Source organism: Nocardia sp. (assembly GCF_025465275.1).
In the GTDB taxonomy this organism is placed as follows: Bacteria; Actinomycetota; Actinomycetes; order Mycobacteriales; family Mycobacteriaceae; genus Nocardia.
The window spans coordinates 21,984-34,139 of the sequence record NZ_JAODNK010000133.1; the positions used below are offsets into that span (position 1 = coordinate 21,984).

Annotated in this window: 12 protein-coding genes; 2 read left to right on the forward strand and 10 right to left on the reverse strand. The window is 65.7% G+C overall.

Annotation, left to right across the window (positions count from 1 at the left end):
• Positions 1 to 145: 145 nt before the first annotated feature.
• A complete protein-coding gene (locus JWN03_RS29345) occupies positions 146 to 2,581 on the reverse strand; it encodes a cation-translocating P-type ATPase (RefSeq protein WP_297621835.1) in 2,436 nt (811 codons plus the stop codon).
• Between the two features lie 293 nt (positions 2,582 to 2,874).
• Between JWN03_RS29345 and rarD the strand changes: the two genes are divergently transcribed.
• Both rarD and JWN03_RS29355 read left to right on the forward strand, forming a co-directional pair.
• Entirely contained in the window at positions 2,875 to 3,738 is an 864-nt protein-coding gene (gene rarD / locus JWN03_RS29350) for an EamA family transporter RarD (RefSeq protein ID WP_297621879.1), read from the forward strand.
• A gap of 151 nt (positions 3,739 to 3,889) precedes the next feature.
• Positions 3,890 to 4,033, forward strand: a complete 144-nt coding sequence (locus JWN03_RS29355; RefSeq protein ID WP_297621837.1) for a hypothetical protein — start codon at positions 3,890 to 3,892, stop codon at positions 4,031 to 4,033.
• 112 nt (positions 4,034 to 4,145) lie between these two features.
• Here the strand turns inward: JWN03_RS29355 and JWN03_RS29360 are convergent, their stop codons facing one another.
• The 9 genes from JWN03_RS29360 to JWN03_RS29400 form a co-directional block, all read right to left on the reverse strand.
• Complete coding sequence (locus JWN03_RS29360) at positions 4,146 to 4,487, reverse strand: hypothetical protein (RefSeq protein ID WP_297621838.1); 342 nt, start codon at positions 4,485 to 4,487, stop codon at positions 4,146 to 4,148.
• Positions 4,484 to 5,500: a hypothetical protein gene (locus JWN03_RS29365; RefSeq protein ID WP_297621840.1), complete on the reverse strand. Its 1,017-nt coding sequence runs from the start codon at positions 5,498 to 5,500 to the stop codon at positions 4,484 to 4,486. Before JWN03_RS29365 ends, JWN03_RS29360 begins: the two co-directional genes overlap by 4 nt.
• A gap of 216 nt (positions 5,501 to 5,716) precedes the next feature.
• Complete coding sequence (locus JWN03_RS29370) at positions 5,717 to 5,890, reverse strand: hypothetical protein (RefSeq protein ID WP_297621842.1); 174 nt, start codon at positions 5,888 to 5,890, stop codon at positions 5,717 to 5,719.
• A gap of 227 nt (positions 5,891 to 6,117) precedes the next feature.
• Positions 6,118 to 8,109: an NAD-dependent DNA ligase LigA gene (gene ligA, locus JWN03_RS29375; protein ID WP_297621844.1), complete on the reverse strand. Its 1,992-nt coding sequence runs from the start codon at positions 8,107 to 8,109 to the stop codon at positions 6,118 to 6,120.
• Positions 8,110 to 8,196: 87 nt separating this feature from the next.
• Entirely contained in the window at positions 8,197 to 9,108 is a 912-nt protein-coding gene (locus tag JWN03_RS29380; RefSeq protein WP_297621846.1) for a glycoside hydrolase family 43 protein, read from the reverse strand.
• 72 nt (positions 9,109 to 9,180) lie between these two features.
• Positions 9,181 to 9,327: a hypothetical protein gene (locus tag JWN03_RS29385; RefSeq protein WP_297621848.1), complete on the reverse strand. Its 147-nt coding sequence runs from the start codon at positions 9,325 to 9,327 to the stop codon at positions 9,181 to 9,183.
• A 58-nt stretch (positions 9,328 to 9,385) separates the two neighbouring features.
• Positions 9,386 to 10,438 (reverse strand): ABC transporter substrate-binding protein, encoded by a 1,053-nt coding sequence (locus JWN03_RS29390; RefSeq protein ID WP_297621850.1) that lies wholly within the window; start codon positions 10,436 to 10,438, stop codon positions 9,386 to 9,388.
• A 2-nt stretch (positions 10,439 to 10,440) separates the two neighbouring features.
• Positions 10,441 to 11,322 (reverse strand): ABC transporter permease, encoded by an 882-nt coding sequence (locus tag JWN03_RS29395; protein ID WP_297621852.1) that lies wholly within the window; start codon positions 11,320 to 11,322, stop codon positions 10,441 to 10,443.
• The gene (locus JWN03_RS29400) at positions 11,312 to 12,139 is read right to left on the reverse strand and encodes an ABC transporter ATP-binding protein (RefSeq protein WP_297621854.1); all 828 of its coding nucleotides are present in this window, start codon (positions 12,137 to 12,139) and stop codon (positions 11,312 to 11,314) included. Before JWN03_RS29400 ends, JWN03_RS29395 begins: the two co-directional genes overlap by 11 nt.
• Between the last annotated feature and the right edge of the window lie 17 nt (positions 12,140 to 12,156).

Consider the following 12,156-nt stretch of genomic DNA (forward strand, 5'->3'; position numbering starts at 1 on the left):
GGGGCCAAGGTACCCCGTCGGTCAAAGAAGGTCCGGGACAAGGTAGTTCACCGGCGAGCCAAACCATGCGACCAGTTTGGATGTGACAGCGGCGGCGGCGCACCGGTGTGGGGCGCCGCCGCCGAAGTACGGAATACCGCTGGGATCAGTCGCTTTCGCGGGCCGATGCGCGCAGCAGGTGTGCCTCACCGCCGTAGAACTTGGCGCTGAGCCACCACGCCACCTCCACCAGTACCACACCGATCGCGCCGCAGATAATGGCCGAGGTGGTGAGTGCGATATTGCTCGGATCGAGCTTGAAGAAGTGGCGCGTGAACGGCACCGCGAACAGAATCAGGTAGCCGGCAACGGAACCCGCGACCAGCAGCAGCTTCCACCAGTTCCACGGCCGCGCCACAATGGCCAGCACCCACACCGCGATGATCAGCAGGGTGATGAGCGCGGTGGTGCCCGCCTGCACCTTCGCGGTGTCCCCGGCGTCCGGTCCCTTGTAGGCGATGAGGTACGAGATGAAGGTCATCACGCCGATCACCAGACCGGACGGAATCGCCAATCGCATGACGCGGCCGACGAATCCGGTGCGCGCGCGTTCATTGTTCGGCGCCAGCGACAGGATGAACGCCGGAATGCCGATGGTGAACCACGCCGCGATCGTCACATGCCGTGGCAGGAACGGATATCCGATCGCCTTGTAGTGGAAGATCTGCGAGCCGATGCCCGCGATGCCGACCAGGAACGCCAGCACCACCGAGTACACGGTCTTGGTGAGGAACAGATTGGAGACCCGCTCGATATTGCCGATCACCCGCCGGCCCTCGCCGACCACATACGGCAGTGTCGCGAACCTATTGTCCAGCAGCACGATCTGCGCCACCGAGCGGGTGGCGGGGCTGCCCGAGCCCATGGCGACGCCGATATCGGCATCCTTCAGCGCGAGTACATCGTTCACGCCGTCACCGGTCATGGCGACGGTATGCCCGCGCGACTGCAGCGCGGAGACCATGGCGCGCTTCTGATCCGGGCGCACGCGGCCGAAGACGGTCTTGCTCTCCAGCACATCGGCGAGCTCGTTCTGATCGGTCGGCAGGGTGCGCGCGTCGACGGGATTGTCGCCGCCGGCCAGCCCGAGCGAGGATGCCACCGCGCCGACGGAGACGGCATTGTCACCGGAGATGACCTTGGTGGCGACATGCTGCGATTCGAAGTACTCGAGGGTTTCCTTGGCATCGGGCCGCACCCGCTGCTCCAGCACCACCAGCGCCGCGGGCGTCACCTCGCCGGGCGCATCGGCCGCGTCCACCGGCCGGTCACTGCTCGCCAGCAGCAGTACCCGCAGACCCTTCGACCCGATTTCCTGTGCGACAGCGGCGGTTTCGGATTCAGGATCCAGCAGCACATCGGGTGCGCCGAGCAGCCAGTTGCCGTGCTCGCCGTAGGAGGCGCCGCTCCACTTCTTGGCGGAGGAGAACGGTGCGAGCCCGGTCTGCTTCCATCCCGGGGTGTCCGGGAGCGCCTCGGCAATGGCCGCGACACTGGCATTCGGCCGCGGATCGCCGCCCGCCAGGGCCGCCAGCACCTGCTTCAATTCGCCTTCGCGGTGCTGGCTTTGATCGCCGATGGGCCGAATCTCGCTCAGCCGCATACCGTTTTCGGTGAGGGTGCCGGTCTTGTCCGCGCACACCACATCCACCCGCGCCAGTCCCTCGATGGCGGGCAGCTCCTGCACCAGGCATTGCCGCCGCCCCAGTCGCACCACACCGACCGCGAAGGCGATGGAGGTCATCAGCACCAGGCCCTCGGGCACCATCGGCACCAGTGCCGCCACCATGCCGTTGACCGCGGGCCGCCAGGACTCCTTGCTGGAGACCAGCTGGTTGTAGATGGACAGCAGGCCCGCCGGAATCAGCAGGTAGGTGATGACCCGCAAAATGGTGTCGATGCCGCTGCGCAGTTCGGATTTGACCAGAGTGAACTTGCTGGCCTCATCGGCGAGTTTGGCGGCGTAGGCGTCCTTGCCGACCTTGGTGGCCCGGTAGGCGCCGCTGCCGGAGACCACGAAGCTGCCCGACATGATCTGTGCGCCAATGGTTTTGTCGATGGGGTCGGCCTCGCCGGTGAGCAGCGACTCGTCGACCTCGAGCAGTTCGCACTCCACCGCCTCGCCGTCGACCACGATCTGGTCGCCGGGGCCCAGCTCGATAATGTCGTCGAGCACGATCTCCTGCGGAGCGACCGCCTGCGTTCTGCCCTCTCGGCGCACCACCGGCTGCGCCTGTCCGACGATCGCGAGTTCGTCGAGCGTCTTCTTGGCGCGCAGCTCCTGGATGATGCCGATTCCGCTGTTGGCGATGATCAGCAGGCCGAACATGCCGTCGATCACCGATCCGGTCGCGATCACCAGAATGAACAGCACCCCGAGCAGCGCATTGATGCGCGTGAAGATATTGGCCTTCACGATGTCTCGCACCGAGCGGCTGGCTCGCTCCGGCACATCATTGGTGAGCCCGTCGCGACGGCGCTGCTCAACCTCTGACGAGGTGAGTCCGATCGCGGGTTTCTCATCCTGCGCGGTGATCGACATGATTCACAGCCTAGATGTTTGCTGTGTCCAATTTGCCTCCGCTGCGCTCCGGCGGTTCGTGGCCCTGTTACCCGGTTCTTCCCTCCTCCGCTCCTCCGCTTCGCTCCCCCGCTCCAAGGCGCAGGCTTATGGAGCCGCAGTCCAGACCCGGGCGGGCCACGAACTCGAGGGCGGATATCCGATAGTCGCCTGGTCGTTGCGCAGGCTAACGTTGAACGGTGTCAGACAGACCTGCTGCCGCCGCCGACGAGACTTCTCGCGCCACCGGTAGGCGGAGCCGTTCCGGCAGGGAAGTGGGTGTGGCATTCGGCGCGAGTGCCTTCTTCGTCTGGGGCATGTTCCCGGCCTTCTTCGGACTGCTGACCTTCGCTACTCCGGTCGAGGTGCTGGCCGAGCGAATTCTCTGGACCCTGGTCGTCTCGATGCTGCTCCTGCTGGTGACCGGCAAGATTCGCGAATTGCGCGGCATCGACGCCCGCACCTGGCGACTGGCCGCGGCGGCATCGCTGGCGCTGTCCATCAACTGGGGTGTCTACGTCTACGGCGTCATGTCCGAGCAGGTGGTGCAGTGCGCCCTGGGCTACTTCATCAACCCGCTGGTGACAGTTGCCTTCGGCGTCCTCATCTTCCGCGAGCGGCTGCGCCGAGTGCAGTGGCTCGCACTGGGTTTGGGCGCGACCGCCGTCATCGTCCTGACCATCGACTACGGCCGCCCACCCTGGATCGCACTCATCCTGGCGTGCTCCTTCGCGACCTACGGCCTGATCAAAAAGGTCATCCGCCTCGAGGCCCTCCCCGGCCTGGCCGCCGAAGGCATCTCCGCCGCCCCCTTCGCGATAATCGCCGTCGTAGTCCTCGCCCTGACCGGCCGCGCCACCTTCGGCTCCACCACCGCCCACTCCGCCCTACTCATGATCACCGGCCCGGTAACCCTCGTCCCCCTCCTCTTCTTCGCCCTCGCCGCCCCCCGAGTCCCCTTGTCCACCATGGGAATTCTCCAATATCTCACCCCCGCCCTCCAGCTCACCTGGGGCGTAGCAGTAGGCCACGAACCCATGCCCGCCTCCCGCTGGGCCGGCTTCGCCCTCATCTGGCTGGCCCTGGCCATCTTCACCATCGACGCCCTCCGCCGCTCCCGCCCGAAGCCGAGCAGTTAGACCAGTCGAAAGCGCCAGGCTCGGCTCTTCTCGGACGTTCGCCGCCAATCCGCTGCCTCTCTGCTGGCGTCGTGCTGCCCTCCGGCGAGTTCATCTGTGGCACAAGAGATTCAGCATCTCCTACCCTTGAGTCCAGTCAAGGGAGCAACCAGTGAGACACCTTCTGTTCCTAATCCTGGCGATCCTCCTCATCGCCTCGACCTACGACTACGCCAAATCCTCGGGCCACTACCCCCTCGTCGTCGCAGTGGGAGTCCTCGCCACCCTCCAACTGGCCATGAGGTCGATCAAGTAGTGCCGCGCCGAACACCCCGTGGTGCAGTTAGGTTGTAGCCGACAGGCTGCACGCGGTGAACGGGTGTGCCACCAGCGCAGAGGATCTGATCATGTCCCAACCGGGAATCGGGTCAGGTCTTACTCGACGCGTCTTGCTCGTGGACAGTTGAGCTAGCCACGCCATCGGGCGGGGTTGGCGAAGCGAACCGGTACAGGATGCGCGTAACCGCCCATGCCGCAAGGCGATAGGTGAGGATGGCCGGCACGATGATCAGGAGCGTTATGCGCAGCGCTACCAGTGCGGCGGCGACGGCTAGGTAGCCCAGGCCCATGCCGTCGGGTGAACCGAAGCCGTGTCGCTCCGACAGTGCTGCCAAGACCGGACGCAGGGCGAGGTACAGCACGACCAGGACCACCGGTATGCGGACCAGACGCCACCAGGCGAGCAGTTGACGGGTGTCAGGACGTTTCATCGTGCCAGCTCCGGTCCGGAGGTGAGGAATGCGAGCAGTAGGGCATTGCCGACTACTCCGCTGGTCGCGAAGCGCAAGCGGGTCCCGCTCCGCAGTGGCAGACCGACGAGATCGGCGGTGCGGAACAGGCGGGTGAATATGTCGCGGTGACCGAAGGCGCGGGCCGGGGCGAGCGCAAAGCTGGTGGCCGACACCGATATTCCGAGAATTACGGGACCGCTGTCGATATCCCCGGGACCGTCATGGCCTTTGCCGTACTCATGGATCGCACTGAAGCCGAGGACGCTGCGCTCCTGGTGAAACAACCCCGTCGCCAACTTGTCGGCGAGCCCCCGATCCGCAAACCCTGCGAAGTAGGCCGCCAGCCCGGTTCCCGAGGCGCGTGGTGCGTCGTGCGCTTGCCCGTCGACACCCATGCGCTGCACCACAAGTCCCGTACCTCGATCGATCTGCACCGCGCGCACCTGCTGCGCCCAATGCGCGAGAACCGCCGAGTGGTCGATGCCGGTCGCGCGGCCGTGCACCGCGATCGCGGCGGCGACGGCAGCCACATCGGTCGGATAGGCCTCGCCGGGAAGGGTTTCCAGCAACCCCGTCGGCGAGGCGAGCAGTTGCCGCTGGAAGGCGGAAATCATTGCGTCATGCTGTGCGGCGAGGCCGGGCGGGAACGCCGGATCGACCAGCCGCGCCATCCCGAGCGCGAGAGCGGGATAGGAGAGGTAGGCGTGCGCGTGCGGGTTGCTCAGATCCGCCGACCCGTCCTCGCCCTTCCAGGCTGCGGTGAACTCGGCGCGCATCTCGGGCAGCAGACTCTTCGCTGCCGCGCGAGTCACGATCGGCGCGTAGCGATCCCGCCACTCGGGATGCGCCAAACACACCTGCGCCAGTCCCAGCGCCGTCATCTGATGGGCAAGCAGCCCCCACATGCCGTCAAGCTCCCCGCCCGCGCCGCTCGCCCGCCGATGATCGTCATCAGCCTCGAACGCCACCAACTCCTCAGCAAGCGCATGCACCCGCCCCGCATCCCCGTCGAACCACCGATCGGCGTCCCGACCACACCACCACCTCGGCAACAACCCCACAACGAGCCCCGCCACCACAACACCAACCAAGATCGCGAGCAAGCGGCGAAACCTGTGTATTCGACGCCCCGCGCCAGTCGAACTCCCCATGCTCCGAACGTACATCCACACCCACCGTGAACCTCGAGAGAACCGCATTCGAAGTGATCAGATCCGAGCGGCGCGCACCAAGGCGTCGAACTTCGAGACGGAGTTGTCGAGCACGATGGCGTCGCCGGGATACATGATCAACTTGCTGTAGTCGGCGACCTCTTGGTCGTGGTGCTCAGGCGCAAGTCGGGGGGCATATTGCCGCTGGTGCGCGCGCCGGATGCTCGACACCGGTCCGGTCCGGTGGGCTGGTTCCGAAGAGGCCCGACAACTCGCGAGCCCACCGGTATCATGGGCCGCTACATGGCGGATCGTGGGTGAGCACGAATCACACTGCGCTCACGTTACTTCGGGCAATGCCGAACCATTTCCGGTCAGCGCGGTCCGATCCACGCCGGGTACTGCGAGGCGACAGGCTGGTGGGGCGTAGCCGGAGTCGCAGCTGGGGGCGCGGCGGTTCAGATGATGTTGGCGGCGATCAGCAGGTTCCAGATCTCGCCCTGGTCGATGACCTCTACGCCGAGCTTTTCGGCCTTGGTCAGTTTGCTGTCGCCGACTCCTGCGCCGGTGATGAGTAGGTCGGTGTTCGCGGAGACCGAGGATGCTGCTGTTGCGCCTGCCTTTTCGCATAGGCGTTGGAAGGTTGGGCGGGCGACCTTTTCGCCGGAGCGGGGGTCGCTGATGGCGCCGGTGATCACGATCGACTTGCCTTCCAGGGGTGCGCCGGCGGCGATGACCGGGGGGAGGTCTTCCTCGCGCACGTCCAGGGAGACGCCTGCTGCTCGTAGCCGCTCGAGTTCCGGTCGCAGGCGGGTGAGGTGCGCGACCAGGGAGGCGGCGACCTTCGGTCCGATATCCTCTACCGCCACAAGCTTTTCCTCGCCCGCGTCGGCGACCTCTTCGAGGGAGCCGAAGCCCGCTCGGGCCAGGCGCGCGGCGGTGCCGTCGGAGGCCATGGGGATAGCCAGGCCGATCAGCGCGCGGCGCAGGCCGACCTCACGGCTGGCATCGATCGAGTCGATCATGCGCGCGGCCGAGACCTCGCCCATGCGGTCGAATTCGAGCAGGCGCTCCTTGGTCAGCGTGTAGAAGTCCGACGGGCTCTCCAGGATGCCCGCCTCGGCCAGGCGTTCGATCCACACCCCGCCGATGGCGTCGATATCCGCCGCCGCCCGCGACGCCCAGTGGATCAGCCTCCGCACCGTCTGCGCGGGGCAGGAGACGTTGGTGCAGAACAGCTCTCGGCTATTGCCCTGCTCGGTCACCGGCTGCCCGCACGAGGGGCAGGCGGTGGGCGGCACGATCTCGCGCTCCTCGCCGGTGCGCTTGGCGGCGTCGAGCACGCCCGCCACGAACGGGATCACATCGCCCGCGCGGCGCACCAGCACGGTGTCACCGACCTTGATATCGCGGGCGCGGATCACCTCCTGGTTGGCCAGCGTCGCCTTCGTGACCGTCGTGCCGCCGACGAACACCGGCTCCAGCCACGCGACCGGGACGATCTTGCCGGTCTTGCCGACGTCCCAGACCACGTCGGCCAGCAGGGTGGTCTTCTCCTCAGCGGCGAACTTGAACGCCAGCGCGCCACGCGGGGAATTCGACCGAATCCCGGCCGCCGCGTAGGCATTACGATCGGCCAGCCGCAACACCGCGCCGTCGAGGTCGTAGTCCAGCGCATTGCGACCCTGCTCGATCGCGGTGATGGCCGCCTGCGCCTGCTCGGCGTCGGCGCAGAGCCGCATCGCCGCGCCCGCGACGCCCAGCGCCCGCAGCCCCTCCCCGAGATCGACCGCGGCGCCGCCATCGGAGGTATCCAAATCGAAGCCGAAGAACTGCAGCCGGCGCTCGGAGACCGTGGCCGGATCCTTCGCCCGCAGCGTGCCCGCCGCGGCATTGCGCGGATTGATCAGCGGCTTGTCCGGATGCGCCGTGTTGTAGGCGACGAAGGTCGAACGCAGCATCACCGCCTCGCCGCGCACCTCCACCCGCCCGGGAACGTCGATCCGCTCCGGGACACCATCGACCAACGCGCGGACCAGCATGGTCACGTCGTCACCGGTGGTGCCGTCACCCCGGGTCACGGCACGTACCAGCCGCCCGTCCTCGAAAACCAGGGCCAGGGACAACCCGTCGAGCTTCGGCATCACCACCACCGACTGGCCGGGGAAGCGGCCGAAGAACGCCGCGACCTGCTCAGGCTTGGTCGACTTCTCGAGTGACAGCATCGGCCGCGAGTGCCGGGTCGGGGCGTGCAGCACCGCGGGCGCGCCGACCTGCTCCAGCGGATTCGGGTCGGGCGTGAGATCGGGATGCGCCTCGATCAGACCACGCAGCTCGTCCTCGATCGTGTCGTATTCGGCGTCCGCGACCAGCGGCGAGCCCTGGTAGTAGGCGTCACGCAGCGCCACGATACGGTCCGCGAGCTCTTGGATATGTTCCCCAGTTTCCACAGCACAGACGCTACCGATACCTACCGACACCACGTGCGATGACGCCGCGCTACCGCCCGGGGCTTCCCGCTGATCCGGTATCGACGGTCAGCCGCGCTCGGGCAGCACCGTGAAATGCCGGACGGTGCCGGACAGCCCGGGAAGTTCGGCGGGCGGCGTCCACGTGCGGAAGTCGTCGTGGCTGTCGCTGTAGAGGTACTTGCCGTCCTCATAGGCATCGAAGAAGATGCGCCAGCCGCTATTGGGCAGTGGGATGACGCACTGGCCTTCCCGCGGCGTACCCCACCCGGCCCAATCCTCGGTCTGCACAAAGGCATACCGCCCGCGGAGCTGATCGGAAACCGCGAGTTCGACGTACTTGGTTTGTTCGTCCTTGGTGAAGGCGTAGTACTGACCGCGGTGATGCACCACGGTGGTGTCGATATAGCCGTACCCGGTGTCGGGCTTCGGGCCGAGTCCCACCATCGGGGTCAGCGGAGTCCACGATTGCAGCCCGGGATCGGTGGCGGTCATCAGATGTGGGGTGAAGCGAACTCCGTCCGACAGCGAGACCAGCACATTGACCTCACCATTCGGATCGACGAACCATTCCGGAGCCCACGTCGAGGTCACACCGGACACGTCGACCGGATAGTCGTAGAGGTGAGTCCACGCGAGTCGGTCATCGCTGTGCGCGAATCCGACTGTCTGGCCCTCCCACCCGGTGGTGTAGGTGAGGTAGTAGCGCCCGTCGGTATGCCGGATCAGACTCGGATCCCGCAGCAGCCCACTCGGTGGCTGATAGGCGGATCCCCGCAGCAGCTGGAAGTTGGTCGCATCAGTGGATTCGTAGACGTACAGATCGGTTTCACTGGCATTGGTGAACGCCGTCATCGTGTACCGCACCGTCGTCCGGCCCGGCTGAGTGAGCCCCGGATCGCTCACCGCACGCCCGGAAGCCAGCCCGTACAGCGGCACACTCCCCGCCAAAGCCAGTACGAACCTTCGACTAACCGCCATCCGCCGAATTATTCATGCCCATTCGCCACAAAGTTGCCGACACACCGATCGGTATACCGGCCCGGTGACACGTCATATCCAGCTGTCGAACCCGTGCTCGCCGAGCCACGCGATCATGCCGTCGAATCCGTCGGCGCTGTTCAGCTCGTGCGCGATGCGCTGGCCGGAGCCTCGACGCTTCCGGAGCCCGACCGAGAATGCCGCTCCTCCGCGTGGCATTCCGCATCCCCTCATCGAATGCGGAATGCCACGCCAGGCATCCTCGGCGGGCCGGGGGCTACTGCGTCCCCCGCTTCAGTGCCTGCTCGACGAACTGATTCGTATAGGTCGCATTCAGATCGATGCGGTCGCGCACCGGTTGCACATTGCGCGAGTACTGACTCAGGATGCGCAGGACATTCTCTGCCCCTTCGCGTTTCATGAGTCCGTCACCGTTTAACATGCTGATGGAATCGCGTACCGATTTGACGTATAGCTTGGGATCGCCGCCCGCGTACTGCGAGGGCATCTTGGCGGCGATCTCCTCGGGGCTGTGCGTTTTGATCCACTGCAGGGTCTGCACGAACGAGGTGACCAGCTTCTGCACGATCTCGGGATGGCTGTCCACGGTCTCGCACCGCATGTACAGCGAGGCAGCGGGATACAGTCCGCCGAGTGCCGCGCGGGTGCCCTGCTCATTGCGCATATCGACGAGCACCTGCGCATCACCGGAGGTGACCATCTTGGCGACGGTCGGATCGGTGGTCATGCCCGCATCGATGCCATTGTGATTCATGCCGGCGATGAAGGTCTGTCCCGCACCGACTTTCACCCGGGTGTAGTCGGAAGTGCCCAGCCCCTCCTGCCCGGCCAGCGCCTGGGTGAGGAAGTCGGTGGACGAACCCAGCGAGGTGACGCCGAGATTGCGGCCCTTGAAGTCCTTGGGGGAGCGGATGGTCGCCGCATCCGACTTGGAAACCAATTCCACTTCGCCCGGCACATCGGCGAATTGCACGACCGTGCGCAGACATTGATCCTTGGCCTGCAGATCGATGGTGTGATCGTAGAACCCGACCACGGCCTGCACATCGCCGGTGAGCAGCGCGGTTTCGGCGGTCGCGCCGGACTGTTCGCCGAGCAGCTGCACATCGATGTCATTGCGTTCGAAATTGCCCAGCTTCTGAGTCAGCATGGCGGGCAGATAAATCACCTTCTCCAGGCCGCCGACCATAATGGTGAGCTGCGGCCGCCCGTTCGCCACCGGAATGGACCGGGAATCGCGGCAACCGGTCATCAGCAGTAGCGAGGAAACGGCGAGCAGCACCAGCGCGAGGGTTTTGCGGTGTCTCATGTTCACACCCCGTGGCCCGAAGAAGCCTGCGACGGACGCCATTTCAGCAGCCGGTTCTCGGCCAGCCCGATCAGCCATTCGGCCACCAGCGCCACCACGGTGATGATGATCATGCCCGCATAGATGCCGGCCGCATCGAAGGTGCCCTGCGCATTGGAGATGAGCAGCCCCAAACCCTTGCTGGCACCGGCATATTCACCGACGACCGCACCGATGAGCGCGAAGCCGAAGGCCGTGTGCAGGCTGGACAGAATCCAGGTCGTGGCACTCGGCAGCACGATGGAGGTCAGCACCTGACGCTTGGACGCGCCCAGGATTCGCGCATTGTTGATGACATTGCCGTCCACTTCACGAGCGCCGGTGAAGGCATTGAAGAACACCGCGAAGAACACCAGCACCACCACGGTCGCCACCTTGGAGCTGAGCCCGAGCCCGAACCAGATGATGAACAGCGACGCCAGCACAATGCGCGGAACGGCGTTGAGCGCCTTGATGAATGGTGCCAGCACATCAGCCCAGTACCGGCTACGACCCAGCAGTACACCCAGCACCACACCCGCTACGGTGCCGATGACGAACCCGAGCACCGCCTCCTGCACGGTGGTGTAGAGCTGCAGCCAGATGGACCCGAATTGGGTGCCGTCGGTGAACCATTCGTAGAGCCGATCCCAGATGAGCGAAGGCTTGGAGTAGAAGAACGGGTCGATCCACAGCGAAGCGGTCAGTTCCCAGGAGCCCAGCCATAGCGCGATCAGCAGAACGCGCAGGCCCCAGGTGCGAATCTTCTCCTTGCGCGCCTGAGTGCGGACCCGGGCCAGAATCTGCGCCTCGGTCTCGAATTCCGGTGTGAAGGTGGCGGTTTGCGGTATGACATCAAGCGACACGGGAGGCTCCCTTACTGCGAGCTGCCTCGACCTGATCGCGCAGCGTTTCCCAAATTTCCTTGTAGAGGTCGCGGAACTCCTCGGTGAGCCGCACCTCCTCGACATTGCGCGGCCGCTGCAGGGTGACCTTGAAGTCGCCGCACACGGTGGCGGGCGAAGCCGTCATGACGACAACCCGATCGGCGAGCGAAATCGCCTCTTCCAGATCGTGAGTCACGAAGATGACCGCCGCATCAGTGCCGGACCACACGCGAAGCAACTCGTCCTGCATGAGCTGCCGGGTCTGCACATCGAGCGCGCTGAACGGCTCGTCCATGAGAATGATCTCGGGATTGTTGACCAGCGTCTGCGCCAGCGAAACCCGTTTGCGCATACCGCCGGAGAGCTGATGCGGGTAGTAACCTTCGAACCCGCCCAGGCCTACCGTGTGCACCCATTCGGCGGCCCGCGCCCGCGCCTCCTTCTTCGATGCGCCCCGGAAGTGCGGGCCCAGCGCCACATTGTCGAGCACGCTCTTCCACGGCAGCACGGCATCCTGCTGGAACATGTAGCCGACGCCGTCCGGAATGCCGCGCACATCCGCGCCGCGCACCAGGGTGCGTCCGGCCGAGGCGGGCTCGAGTCCGGAGACCAGTGAGAGGGTGGTCGACTTGCCGCAGCCGGTCGGTCCGACCACGGCGACGAACTCGCCGGGGGCGACCGTGAAGTTCAGGTCGCGCACCGCGGTGTGAATGCCGCCATTGGTACCCGGAAAGCGCTTGGTCGCGCCTCTCAGTTCGATCAATGGCTCGCCGCGGTCGAGGGGCGGTGGGGTCATCGGTTGCTCCTGTTTTC

Bases quoted from the DNA above. Each gene is read 5' to 3' on its own strand.
- JWN03_RS29390 (WP_297621850.1), bottom strand. From the start codon at position 10,438: ATGAGACACCGCAAAACCCTCGCGCTGGTGCTGCTCGCCGTTTCCTCG.
- JWN03_RS29385 (WP_297621848.1), bottom strand. From the start codon at position 9,327: ATGCCACGCGGAGGAGCGGCATTCTCGGTCGGGCTCCGGAAGCGTCGA.
- JWN03_RS29360 (WP_297621838.1), bottom strand. From the start codon at position 4,487: ATGAAACGTCCTGACACCCGTCAACTGCTCGCCTGGTGGCGTCTGGTC.
- JWN03_RS29380 (WP_297621846.1), bottom strand. From the start codon at position 9,108: ATGGCGGTTAGTCGAAGGTTCGTACTGGCTTTGGCGGGGAGTGTGCCG.
- JWN03_RS29345 (WP_297621835.1), bottom strand. From the start codon at position 2,581: ATGTCGATCACCGCGCAGGATGAGAAACCCGCGATCGGACTCACCTCG.
- JWN03_RS29400 (WP_297621854.1), bottom strand. From the start codon at position 12,139: ATGACCCCACCGCCCCTCGACCGCGGCGAGCCATTGATCGAACTGAGA.